The sequence below is a fragment of the Kitasatospora sp. NPDC087271 genome, assembly GCF_044744605.1.
Classification (GTDB): domain Bacteria; phylum Actinomycetota; class Actinomycetes; order Streptomycetales; family Streptomycetaceae; genus Kitasatospora.
The window spans coordinates 1-20,782 of sequence record NZ_JBIUYQ010000023.1; the positions used below are offsets into that span (position 1 = coordinate 1).

At 73.7% G+C, this 20,782-nt stretch carries 23 protein-coding genes; 7 read left to right on the forward strand and 16 right to left on the reverse strand.

Translation table 11 applies throughout. From position 1 onward, the window contains the following. Window positions 1–131 precede the first annotated feature (131 nt). A complete protein-coding gene (locus ACIO9K_RS30020) occupies window positions 132–317 on the reverse strand; it encodes a hypothetical protein (protein ID WP_400334670.1) in 186 nt (61 codons plus the stop codon). A gap of 98 nt (window positions 318–415) precedes the next feature. Between ACIO9K_RS30020 and ACIO9K_RS30025 the strand changes: the two genes are divergently transcribed. Further along, a complete protein-coding gene (locus tag ACIO9K_RS30025) occupies window positions 416–1,108 on the forward strand; it encodes an RraA family protein (protein WP_363618666.1) in 693 nt (230 codons plus the stop codon). Between the two features lie 9 nt (window positions 1,109–1,117). On the opposite strand, the gene ACIO9K_RS30030 is transcribed toward ACIO9K_RS30025, so the two are convergent. The 4 genes from ACIO9K_RS30030 to ACIO9K_RS30045 all read right to left on the reverse strand — a co-directional run bounded on the left by ACIO9K_RS30030 (window position 1,118) and on the right by ACIO9K_RS30045 (window position 5,616). Then, entirely contained in the window at window positions 1,118–1,606 is a 489-nt protein-coding gene (locus ACIO9K_RS30030; protein WP_363618664.1) for a GNAT family N-acetyltransferase, read from the reverse strand. 128 nt (window positions 1,607–1,734) lie between these two features. Next, complete coding sequence (locus ACIO9K_RS30035; RefSeq protein ID WP_400334672.1) at window positions 1,735–2,697, reverse strand: SGNH/GDSL hydrolase family protein; 963 nt, start codon at window positions 2,695–2,697, stop codon at window positions 1,735–1,737. A 175-nt stretch (window positions 2,698–2,872) separates the two neighbouring features. Next, on the reverse strand, window positions 2,873–4,126 hold the full coding sequence (locus ACIO9K_RS30040; protein ID WP_363618839.1) for a TerD family protein: 1,254 nt from the start codon (window positions 4,124–4,126) through the stop codon (window positions 2,873–2,875). A gap of 236 nt (window positions 4,127–4,362) precedes the next feature. Next, window positions 4,363–5,616 (reverse strand): hypothetical protein, encoded by a 1,254-nt coding sequence (locus ACIO9K_RS30045; protein ID WP_400334674.1) that lies wholly within the window; start codon window positions 5,614–5,616, stop codon window positions 4,363–4,365. Window positions 5,617–6,082: 466 nt separating this feature from the next. Here ACIO9K_RS30045 and ACIO9K_RS30050 point away from each other — a divergent pair, with 466 nt between their 5' ends. Beyond that, window positions 6,083–6,583 carry an SsgA family sporulation/cell division regulator gene (locus ACIO9K_RS30050; protein WP_363618658.1) on the forward strand — a complete coding sequence of 167 codons (501 nt, stop codon included), beginning with the start codon at window positions 6,083–6,085 and terminating at the stop codon, window positions 6,581–6,583. Here the strand turns inward: ACIO9K_RS30050 and ACIO9K_RS30055 are convergent. The 3 genes from ACIO9K_RS30055 to ACIO9K_RS30065 all read right to left on the reverse strand — a co-directional run bounded on the left by ACIO9K_RS30055 (window position 6,502) and on the right by ACIO9K_RS30065 (window position 9,883). Further along, complete coding sequence (locus ACIO9K_RS30055) at window positions 6,502–8,025, reverse strand: GAF domain-containing protein (protein WP_363618656.1); 1,524 nt, start codon at window positions 8,023–8,025, stop codon at window positions 6,502–6,504. The genes ACIO9K_RS30050 and ACIO9K_RS30055 overlap by 82 nt on opposite strands. 293 nt (window positions 8,026–8,318) lie before the next feature. Further along, window positions 8,319–9,428, reverse strand: a complete 1,110-nt coding sequence (locus tag ACIO9K_RS30060) for a M56 family metallopeptidase (RefSeq protein WP_400334676.1) — start codon at window positions 9,426–9,428, stop codon at window positions 8,319–8,321. Further along, window positions 9,428–9,883 carry a BlaI/MecI/CopY family transcriptional regulator gene (locus ACIO9K_RS30065; RefSeq protein WP_363580501.1) on the reverse strand — a complete coding sequence of 152 codons (456 nt, stop codon included), beginning with the start codon at window positions 9,881–9,883 and terminating at the stop codon, window positions 9,428–9,430. Before ACIO9K_RS30065 ends, ACIO9K_RS30060 begins: the two co-directional genes overlap by 1 nt. Window positions 9,884–9,998: 115 nt before the next feature. On the opposite strand from ACIO9K_RS30065, the gene ACIO9K_RS30070 reads away from it, so the two are divergent. The 5 genes from ACIO9K_RS30070 to ACIO9K_RS30090 all read left to right on the forward strand — a co-directional run bounded on the left by ACIO9K_RS30070 (window position 9,999) and on the right by ACIO9K_RS30090 (window position 13,984). Next, window positions 9,999–10,667: a DedA family protein gene (locus ACIO9K_RS30070; RefSeq protein WP_363618652.1), complete on the forward strand. Its 669-nt coding sequence runs from the start codon at window positions 9,999–10,001 to the stop codon at window positions 10,665–10,667. Continuing rightward, entirely contained in the window at window positions 10,664–11,335 is a 672-nt protein-coding gene (locus ACIO9K_RS30075; protein WP_371519329.1) for a phosphatase PAP2 family protein, read from the forward strand. The genes ACIO9K_RS30070 and ACIO9K_RS30075 overlap by 4 nt, the downstream gene beginning before the upstream one ends. A 221-nt stretch (window positions 11,336–11,556) precedes the next feature. After that, on the forward strand, window positions 11,557–12,072 hold the full coding sequence (locus ACIO9K_RS30080) for a pyridoxamine 5'-phosphate oxidase family protein (RefSeq protein ID WP_350880400.1): 516 nt from the start codon (window positions 11,557–11,559) through the stop codon (window positions 12,070–12,072). A gap of 104 nt (window positions 12,073–12,176) precedes the next feature. Further along, entirely contained in the window at window positions 12,177–13,298 is a 1,122-nt protein-coding gene (locus ACIO9K_RS30085) for a TIGR03364 family FAD-dependent oxidoreductase (protein WP_400334680.1), read from the forward strand. Between the two features lie 11 nt (window positions 13,299–13,309). Beyond that, window positions 13,310–13,984 (forward strand): phosphonatase-like hydrolase, encoded by a 675-nt coding sequence (locus tag ACIO9K_RS30090; RefSeq protein ID WP_400334682.1) that lies wholly within the window; start codon window positions 13,310–13,312, stop codon window positions 13,982–13,984. A 60-nt stretch (window positions 13,985–14,044) separates the two neighbouring features. On the opposite strand, the gene ACIO9K_RS30095 is transcribed toward ACIO9K_RS30090, so the two are convergent. The 8 genes from ACIO9K_RS30095 to ACIO9K_RS30130 all read right to left on the reverse strand — a co-directional run bounded on the left by ACIO9K_RS30095 (window position 14,045) and on the right by ACIO9K_RS30130 (window position 20,766). Beyond that, on the reverse strand, window positions 14,045–14,659 hold the full coding sequence (locus ACIO9K_RS30095; protein WP_363627934.1) for a hypothetical protein: 615 nt from the start codon (window positions 14,657–14,659) through the stop codon (window positions 14,045–14,047). Between the two features lie 219 nt (window positions 14,660–14,878). Then, window positions 14,879–15,376, reverse strand: a complete 498-nt coding sequence (locus ACIO9K_RS30100; RefSeq protein WP_400334685.1) for a hypothetical protein — start codon at window positions 15,374–15,376, stop codon at window positions 14,879–14,881. A gap of 20 nt (window positions 15,377–15,396) precedes the next feature. After that, complete coding sequence (locus ACIO9K_RS30105) at window positions 15,397–16,935, reverse strand: hypothetical protein (protein ID WP_400334687.1); 1,539 nt, start codon at window positions 16,933–16,935, stop codon at window positions 15,397–15,399. A gap of 30 nt (window positions 16,936–16,965) precedes the next feature. Then, window positions 16,966–17,298, reverse strand: coding sequence for a WXG100 family type VII secretion target (locus tag ACIO9K_RS30110; RefSeq protein ID WP_400334689.1), 333 nt, complete (start codon window positions 17,296–17,298; stop codon window positions 16,966–16,968). A 307-nt stretch (window positions 17,299–17,605) separates the two neighbouring features. Beyond that, window positions 17,606–18,499 (reverse strand): hypothetical protein, encoded by an 894-nt coding sequence (locus ACIO9K_RS30115; RefSeq protein ID WP_363618636.1) that lies wholly within the window; start codon window positions 18,497–18,499, stop codon window positions 17,606–17,608. Continuing rightward, window positions 18,496–19,167 carry a hypothetical protein gene (locus ACIO9K_RS30120; protein ID WP_363618634.1) on the reverse strand — a complete coding sequence of 224 codons (672 nt, stop codon included), beginning with the start codon at window positions 19,165–19,167 and terminating at the stop codon, window positions 18,496–18,498. The genes ACIO9K_RS30115 and ACIO9K_RS30120 overlap by 4 nt, the downstream gene beginning before the upstream one ends. Beyond that, on the reverse strand, window positions 19,160–20,473 hold the full coding sequence (locus ACIO9K_RS30125; protein ID WP_400334691.1) for a putative T7SS-secreted protein: 1,314 nt from the start codon (window positions 20,471–20,473) through the stop codon (window positions 19,160–19,162). Before ACIO9K_RS30125 ends, ACIO9K_RS30120 begins: the two co-directional genes overlap by 8 nt. Then, complete coding sequence (locus tag ACIO9K_RS30130; protein WP_363580523.1) at window positions 20,470–20,766, reverse strand: hypothetical protein; 297 nt, start codon at window positions 20,764–20,766, stop codon at window positions 20,470–20,472. The genes ACIO9K_RS30125 and ACIO9K_RS30130 overlap by 4 nt, the downstream gene beginning before the upstream one ends. Window positions 20,767–20,782: the final 16 nt, after the last annotated feature.

Below are 20,782 nucleotides of genomic sequence, written 5' to 3' on the forward strand. Positions count from 1 at the left end.
CGCTCCCGCAACCCAGCAAGATCACTACGCCTAACGCCCACGGTCCTCGCAACTCCCACAGATCGCGGGTGTTGCGAGGACCGTTAGAACCTAAGGAACGGTCCGGGCCGTTTGTCGCGTTCTTGGGACTTCTAGAGGAAGTCCTTGGTGTCCGACTCGAACTCGAACGGGGCGGGGAGGGCGAGCGGTTCGCCGAAGGCTGCCAGGTGCACCTCGGTGTACTCGTCGCGGTGGGGATCGCTGAAGAGGCTGACCTGGGCCCGCTCGCGGTCGATTGGTTGGACGCGCCAACAGAATAGGTGAGCTCGGAGTGGCACGTCGGGTGGATGGACGACGATCGCTCAATGGGGTGAGGCGGAACCCCGGATTAGGATCGAGGCAGCGTGAACTGAGCTTTTGGCGGGAGGAGTTGGGGATGCTGAAGGAGTTCGCAGGGTTGTCGACGCCGTTGGTGGCGGATGCGTGTGTGCGGTTGGGGGTGGGGCTCAGGGCGGCGCCGGTGGGGGTGGCGGCGGTGGCGGCCGGGGGGAGGGTCGCGGGGCGGGTGCTTCCGGTGCGGCACTACGGGAGCGTGGACGTGTTCCTGGAGGCGTACGGGGCGGCCCGGGACGGTGACGTGCTGGTGATCGACAACGGTGGGCGCACGGACGAGGCCTGCATCGGGGACCTCGCGGTGCTGGAGGCGCGGGCCGCCGGGATCGCCGGGATCGTGGTGTGGGGGCTGCACCGGGACACTCCCGAACTGGTGGAGATCGGGCTGCCGGTGTTCAGCTACGGCGCGCTGCCGCTGGGGCCGGTGCGGCTGGACGGGCGGGAGCCGGAGGCGCTGGTGACGGCGCGGGTCGGGCTGCACCTGGTGAGCGCCGGGGACGTGGTGTTCGGCGACGCGGACGGGGTGCTGTTCGTGCCGGCCGACCGGGCCGGGGAGGTGCTGGATACGGCCGCCGGGATCGCCGGGACCGAGCGCGCGCAGGCCGGGCGGATCGCCTCCGGCGACACGCTGCGCCGGCAGACCGCCTTCGACGAGTACCTGGAGCGCCGCGCCGCCGACCCGTCGTACAGCTTCCGGCAGCACCTGCGGCGGGTCGGCGGGGCGATCGAGGAGTAGCGAACTCCCTTACAGTGCCCGGTGCATGACGTGCAGGCCGACGTAGCCGTCGACGGGGTGGTGGAAGGCCTCGGGGACGGTGCCGACGATGTCGAAGCCGAGGGACCGGTAGAGCTTCACGGCGTGGTGGTTGTTGGCGACCACGGCGTTGAACTGCATGGCGCGGTAGCCGTTGGCGCGAGCCCAGTCGAGGGTGTACTCGACCAGGGCCCGCCCGATGCCGCGGCCGTGGTGCGCCGGGTCGACCAGGTAGCTGGCGCTGGCCACGTGCGCGCCGTTGCCGGGGCGGTTACGGGTCATGTTGGCGGTGCCGACGACCGTGCCGGCCTCGTCCACCGCGACCACCGTGCGATGGGGTGCGGCGAGCATCCACCACTCCCGGCCGAGGTCGGAGGAGAGGTCGAGGGGGTAGGGGAACGTCTCACCGGCGGCGATGACGGTGTGGAAGAAGGGCCAGACGGCAGGCCAGTCCTCGGGGGCGGCTTCGCGGATGAGCATCCGCTCAGCATGATCCGCGACGGGAGGGCCTGCCACTGGTTTTCGATCGGTTCTCGATGCGCGGGCGTTTCCGGCGCGGCTGTTTCCGGTTCGGCCGCTTCCGGGTACGGCCGCTCCGGTGCGGCCGGTCAGTTCAGGACGGCGTCCTCGACCAGGGCGGCCGCGTGGGCCTGGCCCTTGGCGTTCGGGTGCACCAGGGCGTAACGCAGCGGGATGATGCTGGTCAGCACGCCGTCCAGCCAGTGGTCCTGGTCGCACACGCTGTGGCCGGTGGTGGAGGGGTAGAGGTCGACGAAGGTGTCGCCGCGGGCGGCGGTCCGCTGGGCGATGATCGCGTTGAGCGGCTCCAGGACGGCCGTCCGCGCCCAGGCGAGGTCGCCGGTGGTGAAGGTGGCGAACTGCTCCAGGTTGCCGTAGGTGCAGCGGGTGGCGTCCTCGGGGACGAGGTGGGGGTAGCCGACGGCCAGCAGTCGCGCGGACGGGGCCTTGGCGTGCAGGGCGCCGAGCATCTGGTCGAAGTCGCCGCGCAGTTGGTCGAAGCGGTCGGGCAGGCTCGCGTCGAACTTGTCCTTGCAGGGCGTGCCCTGGCCGAGGACCGCGGCGCCGAGTTCGATGCAGCCCTTGAGGATCTCGGCGAAGCCGAGGGTGTTGCCGCCGATCTCGACGGTGATCACGTCGGCGCTCGGGGAGACGGCGTCGATCTGCGACGGGACCGGTGGGAAGGGGGCGCCGGGGTTGGTCCCGAGCGGCGGGAGCGGGCGGCCGGGCGGGGCCTCCTTGGTCTGGTAGACGTCCTTGACGGTGGCGCCGGAACAGCTGGCGTTGCGCAGTTCGACCAGGGGGCCGAGGCCGCGGCGGATCAGCTCGGGGTAGGAGCCGGTGGTGCGGGCGCAGCCGTCGCGGGGTTCGGTCTCGTCGCCGGCGGCCTCGACGAAGCCGGCCGTGTAGGAGTCGCCGAGCGCGGCCCAGGCGAGCGTCCGGACGCGGCCGGACGGCTCGGCGGCGGCCTGGGCGGCGGACGGGGTGATCAGGCCGGCGGTGAGCGCGACGGCGGTGCCGGCGACGGCGAGGCGGGACAGGAAGCGTGGCACGGTCTCTCCCTCAACGAGTGCGCGGGAGAGCGCGATTCACCCCCCTAGAGGTAAATCGAGTCGGCGGGTGGACGACTTGATCCCTCAGGAGGGTGAATTCGCGTGTGAGGCCATGACATTGGGCCGATCGGCCCTGGGCGTCAGGGCGGGTCGGTGAGGGGTGGGGCGGAGCGGTTCAGAGCAGGGCGGCGGACGGATCGACCATCGCCCGGGCGGTCTTGGCGTCGACGTACTCGCCGAGCGCGGTCATCACCCACTCGCCGGACGATTGCCGGACCAGCTTGCACATCACCACGCCCGTGTGCGGCTCGGAGTGGGTGAGGTCGAAGCGGACCAGCTCCTCCTCCGTCCGGGCGTCCAGCAGGCGGCAGTAGGCGTTCTTGACCTCGGTGAACCGCTGGCCGGAGAAGGAGTTGACGACGAAGACCAGGCCGGTGACCTCGGCCGGCAGGCCGTCCAGATGGACGGTGATCGACTCGTCGTCGCCGGCTCCGCCGCCGGTGAGGTTGTCGCCGGAGTGGGCGATCGCGCCCTTGAAGACGGTCAGCTTCATGAACCAGGCCGTCTCCAGCTTCTTGCGCCGGGCGTCGAAGGCGAGGCAGGAGGCGTCCAGGTCGACGCTGCGGCCGCGGCCGGCGGGCTCCCAGCCGAGCGCCATCCGGACCGAGGAGAGGAACGGGCGGCCGTTCTTCACCAGGGAGACCGAACTGCCCTTGACCAGGTTGACCCGGCCCTTGTCCAGGGTGACCTTGGCGGGGGCGGCCGGGGCCGGCGGGGCGACCGGGGGCACGGGGGGCGCGGGCGGGGTGGCGGCGAGGGCGATCCGCGGGTCGACGGGGGGAGCAGGGGGAGCCGGGGGCGCGGCCGGAGGGGTGGGCGGGGCCGCGGGGGGAGTGGCGGGGGCCGGGGCCTGGGCGGCCGGGGCCGCGGCCGGAGAGTCGTCGACGGAGACGCCGAAGTCGGTGGCGATGCCCGCCAGGCCGTTGGCGTAGCCCTGGCCGACCGCGCGCACCTTCCAGGCGCCGCCGCGCTGGTAGACCTCGACCACGATGAGCGCGGTCTCCTGGCCCAGCTGCGGCGGGGTGAAGGTGACCAGGGCCTGCCCGGTGTCGGCGTCGCGGACGGTGGCGGTCGGCTCCATCCCGGCGAAGGTGGAGGACTGGTCGGCGGGGCTGGCGGTCACCACGATCTTGGTGATGCCGGCCGGGACGGCCAGGGTGTCGACGGTGATCGCGTCCGGCGCTCCGGCGGCGGCCGGGCGGTGGCTGACGCCGGGGCCGTGCGGGGCGTTGAAGAAGACGAAGTCGTCGTCCGAGCGCACCTTTCCGGCGTCGGTCAGCAGCAGGCCGGAGACGTCCAGCGCCTTGGGCGCGGTGACCTCGACAGTCACCCGCGCGGCGGTCAGCGGGGCGTTGCCGCCTTGGGTCAGGACGGTGGACACGGACTCCTCCTCGGATGCGGAACGGCGGCCGGCCGGGGCCGCTGGGACCGCCGGGCCGGGTGCTGCCCACAGTAACGAACGGGCGCGTCGGGATGAGCCCGTCCGGGGCGGTGACCTGTCGGATCGTCGGACGGTACGGCCGGACGACGGGGTCGGGCGGCAGATCCCGGCGAGGTGGCGAGGCTGCGAGGTGGCGAGCCTGCGGGACGGCGCGGCCGGAGAGGTCAGCGGGGCGTGAAGGCCGTCGGCGTGCCGGGGCGCGGCGGGAGCCCGGGTGCCTCGGGCGCGGCGGGCCGCGGCGTGACCGGCTGGGGCGCGGCCGGCTCTGGTGCGACCGGGCCGAAGGCGCCGAGCGCGGCGACCGCCCGGGGCCGGTCGATGCCGAAGGCGGCGGCGCTCCAGCTCTCCGCCGCGGCGGCCTTGCGGACCGGGCCGGACGAAGCGGGCCAACCGGATGAAGCGGGCCAACCGGACGGGAGGGATGGGCCGGACGGGAGGGATGGGCCGGTCGGGAGCGAGGGGCCGGACGGGCCGGTGGGTCCCGAGGGTTCGGCGGCGGGGCGGGTGCCGCGCACGCCGAAGGCGTAGTGGCCGGGCGGGACGTCGATGCCGGCCGGGGTGGTGAAGCGGTAGACGAGGGTGCCGCGCTCCTGTTGGGCGGTGACGACCGCGCCGGGCAGGTCGGTCCAGGCGGCGCCGCTTCCGGGGGCCAACTCGCCCGGGGTGAGGCGGAATTCGGCCTGAAATGCGGTGAGCGGCTCGGTGGCGGTGAGGTCGAGCTGGTGCCGGAGGCCGTCCCGGCCGAGCGGTGTGACCGTGGCGACGCCGGTCAGGGCCTGGTCGGTGCCCGGGTCAGGGGTGTCGGTGTCCGGGTCAGGGGTGCCGGCGCCCGGGGCAACCGCGCCGGGCGGCGGCGGTGCGGGCTGCGCCGGGGCGGCCGGGCGGGGTCCGGGCGCGTGCGGCGTGGTCGGCGAGGGGGAGGGCGAAGAGGGGTCGGCCGGCTGCTCGGCGGCGGGCGCGACGGGCTGGGCCGACGGCGAGGGCGCGGCGGCGTCGGCCGGCGTGGCGGGCTCGCCGGTGCCGGCCGGCCGGGTGCCGGGGCCGTGGTCGGTCATGGGTTCGGCCGCGGCCTGTCCGCCGGCGGGTTCCGGGGGTGCCGACCGGGTGCCGGGCACGCTGGGCGAGGCGCTGGGCGAGGCAGCTCCGGCGGCCGTGCCCTCCGCCGCCCCCGGGCGGTGCGCCGAGGGGCTCGGTGCGGGCGGTCGGCCGGTGGCCGGGAGGTCGGTGGGGTTCGGCGCGGTGGGGTTCGGCGCGGTCGGGGCCCGGTCGGCGGCGGCCTCGGCCTGGTCGCCCGCGGCGGGGGTGGGCGGCGGGGTGGTGCCGACGCGCGCGACCCCGGCCCGCCGGCCCACACCCTGCTGCTCGTTGAGCAGGAGGGTGGTGGCGATGCTGATGCCGACGACCGTGGACATCGCCATCGCGGCACCGGAGAAGCGCAGGGTGGGCAACCGGAACCGGCCGCCGAACGGGCGTGGCCGCCCGTGCCGGCCGTGCCGTTCGGGTTCGTGCCGAACGTCCCGCGCAGTGTCCTCGCGCGCAGCCACCGGACCCCTCCCTCCCCGAAGTCGCCGTCGCGGTCGCGGTATTCTCCCATGCGCTGCCACCGGGCCGGCATCGGCCGCCCGGGGTCGGTCGGCCGGGGTCCGGGTGGGGCCCGCGCCGGGAGGGGGAGAGCGTACCAGCGGCTCGTCGCGGCCTGGACGGTTTTGATCCGTTTCGTGGACACCCGTTCGACAGAAGGAAGTTGATGATCCGTCTGATAAGTCGGTGAGGACGGCCGGGCCCGCCCGGACGGGGATCGATGCAACCTCCTTGCAACCCTTGCCCGGCCGGCCGGAAGTGGCTCAGGCTGAGGTCATCCCACGCCGTCCCGGAGAGACCGTCATGCCGCCCGACCCGCTGTCCGCAGCCTCCAGTGCACCCCTCGCCGCCACCCCCACGGGCGGCGATGGGGACGGCTCCACCGCCGCTCCGGCGGCGGTGGAGGAGGTGCTGATGCTGCGGATCTCGCTGGGCGAGGAGGTGGTCGGCGAGGTGCGCACCCGGTTCCGGTTCGAGGCCGCGCGCCCGTACGAGGTGCTGCTGACCTTCCATCTGGGGCGGCCGGACGAGGCCGACTGGGTGTTCTCGCGCGAGCTGCTGCGCGACGGTCTCCAGGCGCTGAGCGGCCAGGGCGACGTCAAGCTGTGGCCGGCGTACTGCCCGTGCCACGGCTCGACGCTGCACCTGGCGCTCGAATCACCGCACGGCAGCGCCCTGCTGGAGGCCTCCAAGCCCCGGGTGCAGGCGTGGCTGGACCGTACCTACGCGCTGGTCTCCGCCGAGGCGGAGCGCGCCTGCGGCCCGACCGACGCCCAGCTGGCCGCGCTGCTCGCCGGCGGCTGAGGCCCGGCCGGGGCACCGGTGGGCCCGCGCGGCGGCGGGACGGGCACCGTACCTGGCAGCCGGACCGTCCCCGTGGCCAGCCCGGCCCGCAGCCGCCGGACGGCCGGGGCCGAGGAGGCCGGCAGCAGGTCGTACGGGTCGTCCGGCCCGTCCACCGTGACCAGCACCGACTCGGCGATGCGGTACGGCCGGTGGGCCAGCAGGCCGCCCAGGTAGCGGCGCAGCCGGGACAGCTCGGCGCGGACCGTCACCGTCCGGCCCGGGTCGCCGAACAGCGCCTCCGCGAGCTGCGCGGCCGTGCTGCCCTCGCGTCCGGTGGCGAGCAGGAGCAGCAGTTCGGCGTGGCGCGGGCTGAGCGGGTGCGACCAGCTGCCGGCCGCGCCCCGGACGGTCAGCTCCGGGCGGTCCTGGCGGCGCAGGTCGAGCCGGAGCCGGGCGCCCTCGGCCTGCTCGGCCTGTTCGGCCGTCACCGTGCCGGAGCCGTCCGCCTCGGGTGGCCGGACCGGTCGCACCAGCCAGCCGTCCGCGAGCGGTTCCAGGGCGCACTCGCCGAGGCCCGGCACCCAGTGCACGGCGGCGGTCCCCCAGCCGCCGACCGGCACCCGCAGCCGGCCGGGCGGCGGCAGCCCGGCCGCGGCGGCGGTCCACCCGGCGGAGTCCACCACCAGGGCCGGGCCGGCCACCCGGGCGAGCATCGGCGCGGCCAGGGTGCGCAGTTGGTGCAGCGCCTCCAGCCGGTGGGCGCGCAGCTCGGTCTCGGCGAGCCGGGCGGCGGTGGCGGTGAGCTGCAGCAGGTACGGGCGGACGTTGCGGGCCGGGCCGCTGAGGTTGATCGCGCCGACCAGCCGCCCGGTGCCCGGGTCGTGCACGGGAGCGGCCACGCAGGTCCAGGAGTGGTGGCTGCGCAGGTAGTGCTCGGCGGAGTGGACGTGCATCGGGCGCTGGGCGCGCAGTGCGACGGCGATGCCGTTGGTGCCGACGCTCTCCTCGATCCAGCGGGCGCCGGTGAGGAAGCCGATCCGGTCGGCGCTGCGGCGCAGGGCGCGCTCGCCCTCCTGCCAGAGCACGTGGCCGTCGGCGTCGGCGATGGCGAGGATCAGCGGACTCTGGCCGACCGGCTGGAGCAGGGTGTCGCGCAGCACCGGCAGGACCGCGTCCAGGCCGCTGGTGCGGCGGCGCTGCTCGATCTCGGCGGGGCCGAGGTGGACGGCGGCGGCACCGGCGTCGGGGTCGAGCCCGAGGCGGCGCAGCCGGGCCCAGGAGTCGCCGATCTCGGGGCGGGGTTCGAGCAGGCCGGGGGAGCCGGGGTCGGGGTAGGGGGGCTGGGCGAGTTCGCGGGCGGCGGCTTCGGCGAGGGTGCGGTCGTGGACCCTGGCCAGCTCGGCCGTGCTCGGCGCGGTGCGGCGTTCTGGTCGTCGGGACTGCCGTCCGGTCTGCCGCACTCGCGTTGCTCCTCGCCGCCGTTCGAGGCCGCGCCGGGGTCGACGCGCTGACGAAAGCGTACGGGGGCGGTGAGTGTCTGGGGACGGGGTCTGCCAACTCGGCATACCGGACGGTATGACCGTGGACATGCCGGGGTGTGATGACTAGCGGGGGTCCTGGGGTGGGCCTGCTGTGAGCCCGACGCGGGCCTGGTGCGAGGCCTGGTGCGGGACCTGATGAGGGCCTTGCGTGGGCCTGGTGCGGGCTCGGTGGATCGTGCCGCGGTCAGCGGTCAGCGGTCAGCGGTCAGCGGTCAGCGTTCCGCGCCGGTGCCGCGCTGGGCCGCCTCGACGGTGTGGTGCAGGTCGGCGGTGGCCTCCAGGGAGGCGGCGGTGCTCAGCGCCAGGCAGGCGGCCAGCGCGATCGCCACCGCGCGCAGGCGGGTGCCGGTGGCGGTGGCCGCCGGGCGGGGCTGGAGCAGGGCGGCGACCCGGCGCGGGACCGGCCCGGAGTGGGCGGCGGGGACGAGCCGGGGCCGGGCCGGCCAGGGGGAGCGGCTGGCGGCCAGGGCGGCCCGGCCGACCGCGCGGGCGGTCACGGCGCGGTCGCCGACCCGGGCGGCCGCCACCTCGTCGGCCCAGCGCTCCAGGTGGTACCCGAGGGGCGCGCGCAGCGGACGCAGCGCCGGGTGGAGGTCGGCGGCGTGCTCGGCGAGGGCGAGGAAGACGTGGTGGCGGGCAGTCAGGTGGGCGCGCTCGTGGGCGAGCAGGGCGGCCCGCTCGGGCCCGGTGAGGATGCGCAGCATGCCGGAGGTGACCACGATCCGGCCGGGCTCGCCGGGCCGGCCGGGGAGGGGCAGGCGCCCCGGCAGGGCGAAGGCGTCGGCGCGCTCGTCGTCGAGGACGGCGAGCGGGTGCTCGCTCGGCTGGAGCAGGGCGCGGGCGCCGGCCAGGACGGCCTGCGGGGTGCGTGCCCGGCGCGTGGTGACGTGCCCGGGGCGTGCGTCCGGATGCCGGCCCTCGGTCGGCGTGGGGCAGTCCGGCGTGGGGCCGGTCGGCGCGGGGCAGGCCGGGAGGGTGGCCCGGGCCTCGCGCAGTTCCAGCCGGTGGCGGCGGGCGGTGCGGACGGCCCGGGCGGTCAGCGCGGCGAGCACCAGACCGGCCGCGGCGGCCGCCACCGGCGCGTCGGGTGCGGCGGCGGTGAGCCAGGGGAGCGACAGGTGGCCGATCGCGGCGACCGGCGGTAGCTGGAGCAGCCCGGCGGCGGCGAGCAGGCCGAGCGAGCAGAGGGTGCCGCCGGCCAGCACGGCGGACGTCCCGGCGAGCATCCAGGCGGCGGCCCGGGGCGGCAGCGCGTCGGCGAGGCGGCGGGCCAGCGGGGCGGCCAGGAACGGCAGCAGCAGCGGGGCCCAGACGGCGATCATCACGACCCGGCCGCCCCGGGGGTGCCGTGGCCGGAGGTTCGGTGGCCGGGGGCGGGGGCGATCCCCGGGGTGGAGTCGAGACCCGGGGCGCCGTCGCCGAGCAGGTCGCGCAGCAGCTGCTCGTCCTCGGCGGAGAGGTCGGAGACGAAGCGGGCGAGCACGGTGGAGCGGTCGGCCTCGCGGCCGAGCTCGGTGTGCATCCGGCGGGCGGCGAGGCCCGCGGTGTCCTGGACGGTCGGGGTGTAGGCGTAGGCGCGGCCGGCCCGGGTGCGCTCCACGGTGCCCTTGTCGTGGAGGCGGGCGAGGATCGTGGCGATGGTGGTGCGGGCGAGGTCCCCGCCGAGTGCCGACTGGACGTCCTGCGGGGTCATCGGCTGCCGGGCCGACCAGAGCGCGGCCAGCACCTCGGCCTCCAGCTCCCCGGCGGGCCGGCGGGCGGACGGTACGTCGGACATGGCGGCGCTTCCTCCAGGTTTCGTCTACAGTCATGTAGACCGTCTACGTCACTGTAGACGGTCGGGGCGGGTTCCGCTGTGAACCGCCCCCCAACGTACGGGAGGTCCGCCAGCCTTGCTTCAGTTCCTCGCCGATCCGGCCGCTCACCTCGCGGTGAACCCGTTGGACGCGTCCTCGCTGCTCGCCGCCTTCGGCGCACTCGGCATCGCCGTCGTGCTCTTCGCCGAGACCGGCCTGCTGGTGGGCTTCTTCCTGCCCGGAGACTCGCTGCTGTTCACCGCGGGCCTGCTGTGCGTGCCCGGCGCCACCAAGGGCCCGCAGCTGGAGCTCTACCAGGTGCTGCCCGCCGCCCTGGTCGGCGCGCTGGCAGGCGCCCAGGTCGGCTACCTGATCGGCAAGCGCGGCGGCCGCGCGCTGCTGCGCCGCACCGAGCGCAAGAGCCTGCTGGAGGGCGTCGAGCGGGCCGAGGAACTGCTGGGCAAGTACGGCCACGGCAAGGCGATCGTGCTCGCCCGCTTCATCCCGGTGGTCCGAACGGTGCTGAACCCGCTCTGCGGCGTGCTCGAAGTGCCGGCCCGCTCGTTCACGTTCTGGCAGGTGACCGGCGGCGCAGTCTGGACCGTCGGCGTCGTGCTCGCCGGGTACGGGCTCGGATCGTCGATCCCCAGCATCGACAGATATCTGCTCCCGATCATCGGTCTGGTAGTAGTTGTCTCCGTGCTCCCCATTGTTCTCGAACTGTTCCGCGCCCGTAAGGCGCACCGTCACGGAGGTGACAAGTGACGTCTTCCCGGGCTCTCGCCGTCTACGACGGCAGCGGCATCGACGGCAGCCTCTACACCCGGGTGAACGGGTGGGCGCAAGCCGCCCCGCACTGGCTCGACGAGCTGATCAAGGTCTGGTCGGCGCTCGGCCTCGGCCTGTTCGCGGTCTTCATGCTCTACGCCTGGTGGCGGGCGCGCGGCGCCGACTCGGCCGTGATGGCCAAGGTGCTCGCCTCGCCGGTGATCGTCGTCGTCGCGTACGGCGTCAACTCGGTGCTCAAGGGCATGGTCGAAGAAGTCCGGCCGTGCGCCCAGATCCCCGGCAGCGTCTCGCTGGAGACCTGCCCCGGCGCCGGTGACTGGTCCTTCCCCAGCAACCACACCGTGATCGCCTTCGCCGCCGCCACCGCACTCTGGTTCGCCGACCGGCGGCTCGGCTGGATCGCCGGGATCTTCGCGGTGCTGATGGGCGCCTCCCGGGTCTGGGTCGGCGTGCACTACCCGCACGACGTGGCCGTCGGCGCGCTGGTCGGCCTCCTGGTCGCGGTGGTGCTGGCGCCGCTCGCCGGCCGCTGCGGGCCGCTGGTGGACCGGATGCGGACGGGTGCGCTGCGCCCGCTGCTCGGCCCGGGCGCGGTGCCGGTGACGGCCGGCCGCCACGCCGCGTACGGGACTCGGCAGCACTGAACGGCGGGTGCCGGGGGCACTGTCGGCGGGTGCCGACGGCACTGACGACGAGACCCGACAGCGCTGATTCCGTAGCCTCCCCGTAGCCCGTCCGACCCTTGTCTGGCCGGGGTGGCGGGTAGAGCATGTGAGCCGGGCGTGGGGCCCCTTCGCGGGGAACCCGCCCGGCTCAGTCGTGCCGGGGCGCGGGAGCGCCGGGCGTGCCAGCGGAGGGAGTGCCAATGCCGTACCGACTCGACATCACGCAGGGGGACTGGCCGGGCGAGTCGCCGCACAAGGGCGTCGAGGGCCTGCTCGCCGAGGCCATGGTGCTCACCCTCGCCACCGCCGGCCACGAGCACGGCCCGCACGCCAACCTGGCCTTCTTCGCGTACGACGACGACCTCGTCCTGTACTTCGTCAGCGAGCGCTCCACCCGGCACAGCCACCACCTCGCCGAGGAGGCCCGGGCCGCCGCCACCGTCTTCCTGCCGCCGCCGGTCTTCGGCGAGCAGCTGCGCGGCCTGCAGCTGGCCGGCGGCGCGAGCGAGGCCTGGGGGCGGCAGGCCGAGGCGGCGCTGGCCGCCTACCAGGGGCGGTACCCGTCCTTCGCGCAGGACGAGCAGGTGCGGCGGCAGTTCCTCACCGGGGGCGGGGCGGCGGCGCTGTACCGGTTCCAGGTGGAGGAGCTGACGGCGGTGGACGAGCCGAACTTCGGGCGGCGCAACTACCTGCGGGCGCGGGTGCTGCGGCCGTAGGCCCTGTCCGGCCCCCAGGGTTGTCTGTACAACTTTTCGGGTGATTCATCTGCGGGACGCTGCCGGGACGCCCCCAGGACACCTGGGCGCACCAGCCTGGCCGCATGAGAGTCATCGTCGTAGGAGCAGGCGTGCTCGGCACCATGCACGCCTGGCATGCCGTCGAACGCGGCCACGAGGTCGTCCACCTGGAGCGCGAGACCGAGGCGCGCGGCGCCTCGGTGCGCAACTTCGGCCTGGTCTGGGTCAGCGGCCGCGCGCAGGGCGAGGAACTGGACACCGCGCTGCGCGCCCGCGAACTGTGGGAAGGCATCGGCGCCCGGGTCCCCGACCTCGGCTTCCGCGCCAACGGATCGCTCACCGCGATCCGTACCCAGGCCGAACTCGCCGTCGCCGAACAGGCACTCACCCTGCCCGACGCCACCGCCCGCGGCTACCGGCTGCTCGACGCCGACCAGACCAGGGCCGCCAACCCCGCCCTGCGCGGCGAACTCCTCGGCGCCCTGTGGTGCGAGCGCGACGCCGCCGTCGAACCCCGCACCGCCCAGCCCGCGCTGCGCGCCGCCCTCCAGGCCACCGGCCGCTACACCTTCCTGCCCGGCCGCGAGGTCCGCGACGTGATCGGCGAGAACGCCGTCCGCGACGACCACGGCGACATCCACACCGGTGACCTCGTCATTCTCTGCACCGGCGCCTGGCTCGGCGGCCTCGTCCGCGAACTCGCCCCCTCGCTGCCCGTACGCAGGGTCCGGCTGCAGATGATGCAGACCGACCCGCTCGGTGAGACCCTCACCACCTCCGTCGCCGACGGCGACAGCTTCCGCTACTACCCGGCCTTCGCCGGCACCGCCCTGGACCGCCTCCGCGACACCCAGCCGCAGCCCGACGTCGCCGCCGAACACAAGATGCAGCTGCTCATGGTCCAGCGGCGCGACGGCGGCCTCACCATCGGCGACACCCACGAGTACGACCAGCCGTTCGGCTTCGACGTCGTCGAGGACCCGTACGACCACCTGGTCGCCGTGGCCGAGGACCTGCTCGGCCGCCCCCTGCCGCGCGTCCGCCGCCGCTGGGCCGGGGTGTACGCGCAGTGCGTCGACACCACCCGGGTCGTCCACCGCGAACGACTCCGCGACGGCGTCTGGCTCGTCACCGGCCCCGGCGGCCGCGGCATGACCTGCTCCCCGGCCATCGCCGAAACCACCGCCGAACTCGCAAACCTGTAAGGGTAGTTGACATGTCCTTTGATATCCGCCTGGTCGTCCTCGACATGGCCGGCACCACCGTGGCCGACGACGGCCTCGTCGAACAGGCCTTCACCGCCGCCGCCCGGACGCTCGGTGTCGAGGCCGGCAGCCCGGGCTTCGGCCCCATGCTGGAACACGTCCGCGCCACCATGGGCGAATCCAAGATCTCCGTCTTCCGGCACCTCTTCGGGGACGAGGACGAGGCCCGGCGGGCCAACACCGCCTTCGAGGCCGCCTACCACGACCTCGTCGACGCCGGGCACTGCGCCGCCCTGCCCGGCGCCGCCGAAGCCATCGCCGAACTGCGCGGCCAGGGCCGGAAGGTCGCCCTCACCACCGGCTTCTCCCGGGCCACCCAGGACCGCATCCTCACCGCCCTCGGCTGGCAGTCCGTCGCCGACCTCACCCTCAGCCCCGCCGAGGCCGGCCGCGGCCGCCCCTACCCGGACCTCGCGCTCACCGCGCTGCTGCGGACCGGAGTCGAGTCGGTTCGGCAGATCGCCGTCGCCGGCGACACCGGCTACGACATGCTGACCGGCGTACGGGCCGGAGCGTCCGTCGTCGCCGGCGTGCTCACCGGTGCCCACGACGAGGCCCGGCTGCGCGCCGACGGAGCGACGCACGTGCTGGGCTCGGTCGCGGAACTGCCCGCTCTGCTGGGCTGATCGATCCTTTTCCCGGAGCAGGAAGTCGGCCCGGCCGACTTCCTGCTCCCCGGGGTCGGATCAGGACACCGGCCCGGCCGCTCCGCCGCCTCGCCGCCGGGCCGACTCGCGGCACAGCCAGGTGACGGCGAGCATCAGGGCGGCCGTCAGCCCGACGGCGAGCCCGAGATCCCGGGGAAGGCTGATGTCCCCCGGGCGCTGCGGGTCGGCGCGGCCGGCCGGATCGAAACGGACCGTCACCCGGTCACCGACCGCGAGCGCGCGCAGCCCCGTCGACAACTCGCCGCCGGGCAACGCGGTGCCGTCCTCGGCCGCGAGGTCGTACATCGAGGACGGGTGCTTCCCGGCGAGGCGGTCCGTCTCCCCGGTGACCCGGGCCGTCACCGTCTCGCCGGACAGCCGCAGGATCACGTCGTCCCGCGCCATGGCCACGGCCCCCGTCGCCACGCCCGCGAGGACGACGGCGAACAGCGCCACCCAACAGCCCACCCACCGCCCCAGCAGCCGCACCAAACCCACCACCCAGGCCACCACCAGCACCAGCCCGAGCAGCGACGCGGCAGCCCCACCGAGGTAGGTGCCCGCGAGCACCAGCCCGAACGTCCCCACGGGGACGCCCAGGATCAGGACAGTGCTCAGCGCGGTGGCCCGGCTGCGGTCCCTGGTCGTACCCATGACTCTCCCCGCGTGCGTCCGATCGGGCTGGAAGAGTACGACGCGTCCCCTCGCCCCCGGACACGGGGGCTGGTCGGGCGGGAGGGGGAACTTCCTCGGCACCGAGGAGGAGGCGGCACGCGTGGGCCTTCGTCAGGCAGGCCTACATGCCGTCGGCGGTCTCGACATTGAGGCAGACGGTGAGGATTCCCACGAGGTGGAGCCCATGGGCGGCTGGGCTCAGGCGTCGTCGAGAGCGTCCAGGGCAGCCGAGTCGAGGGTGACGACGGGGATCGGTGAGAGGTGGTCGGACAGCTGCCCCTGCGGGACGGCGGCGCCGTCGAGGTCGATCATTTCTTCGACGTAGAAGCCGCCGCCGCGCTCGAACATCAGCAGCAGCGGCTCGTAGGGGTCGGGCAGGTCAGGGAGAGCGAAGCTCGTCCCTTGACGGAAGGCGGGCCAGTGCACGGCGCCCCGGCAGGTTTCCTCCAGGGTGCGCCGGCCGATGGTGTTGTCGACGAAATCATCGAGGGCGGCGGTGACTTCGGGGGCGGCACGGACCTCCGGGTCGATGTGCCGACCGATGTCGAAGAACGGCCAGAGCTTCTCGGCACCGAAGGCGTCAGCCCAGCAGGCGGAGCGGCGCAGGTACTCGCGCATCAGCTGGACCCGGGACCCGGCATGACCGTACGCGAGGTCCCAGTCGCCCCACGGGACGTCCCGCAGGCGCTCAAGCACGACACGTGACGGATCCTCTGTCACTTGACCTTCACCCCGTTCCTGCGTAGCTGCTGCTTGATCTCGGAGACCACGCTATCAATGTTCGAAAGGTCGCTCGCGAGGCCGGAGGGCGGCTCCAGACCGAGCGTCTTCCAGTGCTTGAAGTGACCCTCGTCGGAGTGCGGGGCCAAGTCGTGGGCACCGGCCTTGTCGAGTGTTTTGGGGAACTTCTTCCAGCCCGTCGCGTCCCAGAGGTCCGGATCCTTCGAGACGTAGGGCAGGCCGCCCTTCATGAGTTCGCTCTCGATGTATTCGTGGGCCAGCAACGCCTTGAATTTCTCCAGGTTCTTGGGCTTGATCGTGCCCGCCTGGGCGTCCAGCCAGTTCTGGGCGATGTCGTCGCGGGGCGTGAAGAGACCTTTCTTCGTTTCGCTCGGACCGGTCGTGACTTCGTGCTGCGAGCGGAAGAGGTGGGCCTTGACCTGGCGCAGCACGCTCTCGTCCACGCCGGTGGTCTTGGCGATCTTCGGCAGGTCGACCTTGTTGTCGGTCGCGCGGATCTGCTCGTATGCCTTGCCTGCGAACTCCGAGGGTTTCAAGACCCAACCCGCGCCGCTCCAGCCCTCGGCCTCGTAGTGGGGGTTCTTCGACCCCCCGGAAGCCGCCGCGCTGCCGATGGCGCCGAGGATGAGGTCGAGGGGCATGACCGGGCCGGTTTTGAAGGTGGCGTCGTAGCCGTAGGTGAGGCCGGCGCCGGTGAGCATGCGGCCGGGGAGGGTGTCGGCGGCGCCCGCGGCCTTGGCGAGGCCGGCGAGGGCGACGGAGGCGTTCTCGGCGCCCTCGGCGGTGTTGGCGACGACGCGGCCGCCGGCGACGACGCGGCCGCCGGCGACGACGCGGCCGCCGGCGCCGAGGCCGCCTCCGGCGCCGCCCATCACGCCGCCGGTCTCGGCGGAGTCGACGGCCTCCTGGAGGCTGTAGCCGCCGTCGTCGAAGAACTCGACGCGGATCGGCTGGGCGACGGCGAGGTCGACGGCGATGGCCTCGACGGCGCCGAAGACGACGCCGGTGAGGATGGTGGCGGCGATGGTGGCGATGGCTTCGGAGACGGCGACGCCGAGGCTCGCGGCGGTGGCGATGATGCCCGCGGCGGCGGTGCCGGCGGCGGCTTCGGAGATGCCGGCGGTGAAGATGGCGAGGGCGGTGCCGGCGACCAGGGTCGCGCCGACGATCGCGGCCTCCTCCTTCAGCTTCTTGAGCGCCTTGTCGACCTCGTCGGCGAAGGCGCGCAGGGCCTTGGCGAGGTTGCGGCAGGCGGCGGCGACATCGGGGAGCCAGCCCTTGCCCTTGCCTCCGTAGTACTGGCCCCAGAACTTGCCGAAGGCGTCGATGGCGGGGCCGTGGTTGTTGGCGACGATGGCGGCGGCGGCCTGGTGGGTGGGCGCGGTGACGTTGTCGATGGCGGTGGCCATCGTGTCCCAGGCGGCGGCGACCGTGCGGAGCTGGTCCGGGTCGGCGTCGGGCCACCACAGGCCGGTGACCTTGCGGACGATCTTCTCGGCCGCGGACTCACCCACGCGCCGGCTCCCTCCGCGGTGGGCGGCCGATCACGGCGTCAGGTCCTTGCGGACGTGGTTGTCGGCGTCGGTGTGGTTGTCGGCGTGGGCGTTCAGCCCGTCGTGAATGCTGGTGAGGCCTTTAACCAGGGTGTCCAGCGCGGAGAGCACGTGGTCGTGCGGGCCGTTGTAGGCCTGGGCGAACTCCTTGCCCTGCTTGTCGTCGCCCCACGGGCCGCCGGCGCCGGCGAGGCTGTGCCTGAGCGTGTCGAGGGCGTCCTTGAGTGCCTTGCTCTGAGCCTGGAAGGTCGGCGCGGCCGCCTTCAGGTCCCCCGGCCGGATCTTGAACTCCGGGCCGCCGGCTTTCGCCCCGTCATCCGCCATGGCGTCATCCCCCGTACTGTCCGTGTGTCATGAGCAGCGAGGAGTGAGATGCCCGTTCGGAGCGACAGGGTTGCCGATACTTCGTGTGACGGGCGTCACGCCGTGGCGGGCTGGTCGGCTCGGCCGCGCGTCACCGGACGGTGATCACGTCGCCGGGCTTGAGCCGGGCGGAACTCTGTTCCCGGCCCCTGCCGGGGACCTCGTCGGCCAACTCGGCCCTGTGTGCCCCGGCCGAACCGGGCGGTCATCGTCCGAATGCCTTCCGTACCGTCCCGACTCCTTCCGCCGGCGCGTGCCGGGTCGTCGGTCAGAGGAACAGGGCGAGCGCGGTGAAGACGAGACCGACCGCGAGGAGGACCAGGCCCTGGGGTTGCTTCCGGTCCTCGTCGCGAACGAGCGAGCCGAAGGCCGCCAACCCGGCGAGGGGATAGGGGATCGCGACCATCAGGGCCAAGCCGAGACGGTTCTGGACGAGCAGGAAGCACAGGAGCCAGGGCACCGAGACCGCCGTCGCCGCCGCGGTGAGCGGCAGCCCGTCGAGTCGGCGCATGCGCTCGCGCCACGGTCCGGCCGGGCGCGGGTCCCGGGGCGGCTTGCTGCTGTCGTAGGCGAACCACAGCAGGAACAGGGCGATGACCGCGTTGATTCCGATCGCGCTCCACAGGGATGCCGGGGAATCGGCCTCCCCGGGCAGCTTGGGGGCGACCCGGCCGGCCGGGTCCATCCGGACGGTGACGTGGTCGCCGGGGTTGAAGCGCCGACTGTCCGGCTCCAGGGGTCCGCCGGGGACCTTCTCGCCCTGCGTGGAGAGGTCGTACGTCCGCTTCGTGCCGTGGATCGACTTGTCGACGTGCTCGGCGATGACCACCGCCTTGACGTCCCGCCCCGAACCCAGCAGCTGGTTGTGCCAGGCGTCGGCGCCCGCACCGGTGGCGATGAGTACGGCGAAGAAGACGAGGACCAGCCCGGCGCTGACGTCCTTGCCATCGGGGTCGTTCCCCGGTCCTCCGAGCTTCGCCAGTCCGACGCCCGTCGCGACCATGTAGAGCGCACCCAGGCCGAAAGCCAGGAGGGTGCCGACGTACACGAACGCGAGGACGGTGCCGACGGACAGGCAGGTCAGGACGGCGACCAGGACGGCGCCACGGCGGAGCCAGCGCGCCTTGCTTCCCGTCTCTGGGGCGGACTGGGCGAGTGTCACCCGAAGGCCTTTCGGATGGTGTCCCGCCGCTCCGGCGACAGGGCGTTCTGTGCTTCGTCGAGCGGAGGGTGGAAGGAGATCCCACTGATGGCGGCGCCCACCAGGACCGACCACCCGTCCCAGTAGTCCAGGTGCTGGGTGGTGAAGACGACGGCGAGCACGTGAGGGCTCCACGGATGAGGGAACAGGGCTTCCAGCTGGCGGACGGTGACGACGCCCGATCCCGGCAGGCCGTAGACCGCCCCGGACACGGGTACGGCCAGGTCGCGGACGGTCACGGTGGCACGGCCGAGCCGGAAGTCGAGGACGTCGACGTCGGCGTCCGGCCAGGCGGCCGCGAGCTCCTCGGCGACGCGCTGGGGGTAGGTGCCCGGGGCGCCTTGCTCCTGCTCGCGGAGGAACAGGCTGAACATGCCCTGGACGATCGTGCCTTCCTCGGTCTGTACCAGGCAGTTGGAGACGTGGACCGCACCCTCGCGCAGCTGCGCCTGGAGGGCGAGCTCGGCGGAGACAGTGATACCGAGCTTCTGTTCCGGACCGGCATCGGTGAGCGCGTCGAGTCCGTCCACGATCCGACTCATGCGGTCGCCCGGATCCTCGGACAGGTCGATGCTCGTGAACCCTTCGGGCAGGGAGAGCCAGAACGACGGGGCGGTCGTGTCAGCCATGGCCGACTCCCCACACACCGGTGACGATCGCACTGCCGCCACCGAGCAGTCCGGCTACGATCCGGCTCTTGCCGCTGCCGCCGATGGCGGATCCGGCACCGTTGAGCGCCGTCCCGCCTCCGGTGGTGTAGTTCACCGCGGCGCTCAGCCCCGGGCTCGGGTTGTCCTGGGTGAGGCCCCAGGCGGTAGGGGCCGTCAGCGCGACGCCACTGGCTGCCTGCACGCCGTCGGAGACGTTCATCGCAGCGGCCTTGGATAGCCCGAGTTTGACGGCGGGCTTCTCGATCGCCGTCGTGAAGATCGGGCTGGCCGGGTCCATCGCCCTGGCGGCGGTGCGGATCTCGGTGGTGCCGGCGCTCACGGCCTTGACCCCGGTGCCGGTCGCGCGGGCACCCCTGAACGCGGTGATTCCGCCTTTGAGGAGGGCTCCTCCGGGGAGCGCCCCGAGGAGATCACCGGCCAGGGTGAGGTCGTTGCCGAGGTTCGCCATGCTGGTCGGCATCAGTCCCTTGATGCCGTACTGCTTCACGTGAGCGCCTGCCGCGGCGGCGCTCAGCAGGAGGGCCGGCAGCGCGAAGGCGGGGAAGAAGATCGCCGCGACGCCGCAGATGCCGGCGGCGACGGTGAGCATGTCGGCGCCGTGGTTCTTGAGCCAGTTGCCGACCTTGCTGAGCCAGCCGGGTTCCGGCGGGGCCTTGCTGTCGGCGGCCTTGCGGATGGCGGCCGCGGTCTTGTGGGCGTCGGACTTGTGGCCCCCGGCGAGTTCGTGGGCCTGCTTCTGGAGCTGGGTGAGGTCGTTGGCGGCGCTGCTGACGAGCGCGGCGGCCGCGTCCAGGTGGTCCTTCGCCTTGGTGTAGCGCTGTTCGGCGGCGGCGAGGCCGGCGTCGTCGGGGAAGGTCTGGCCGGCGAGCTTGAGGTCGGGGGCGGCGGCCGCGGCGGTGTGCGCCTGTTCGGCCTGCTCCTTCTGCTGCTTGGCGGCGACCGCGGAGCGGGCCAACTCGGCGGCCTTGGGCTGGTGTTCGGTCAGCGCCTGGTACCAGACGTCGAGGGCCTGGTAGGCGGCGGTGATCGAGTCGGCGGCGTCCTGGAGGTACGCGGGGAGCTTGCCGAACTGGCCGGCGAAGGCCTTGGCGGCCTCGCCGGTCCACTGGCCCTGGTCGGCGGAGAGCTGCGAGAGCGTGGTGTGGACGTCGGTCAGGTGCTGGCCCACCCGGCGCAGGCTTCCGCTGAGGCCGGTGACGGCGGCGGTGTCGCCGGGGGTCGGGTTGAAGCCGAGGCCGGACCAGTCGGGCGTGGGGTCGGTCATGAGCGCCCCTGGGGGGTGAGGGCCTTGGTGGTGTCCTGTTCGGTGCTGTCGTAGCCCTGCTGCACCTTCTCCAGGCCGTCGTCAAGGATCTTGACGCATTCCCGGACCTTCTTCAGCCCGTACTCCCACGTGCCCTGGAAGTGTCCGCAGGCCTCGTCGAGGAAGTCGTAGCCCAGTCCGCTGCGACTCGCTTCCTTGAGCGCCTTGAGTCCCTGGTCGAGTTCGTCGCCGCAGCCTTTGAGGTCCTTGGCCAGCTTGGCGAGGAACTCGGTGCTGACCGTGAAGTCGGCCACTGCTCCCCCGATGTGT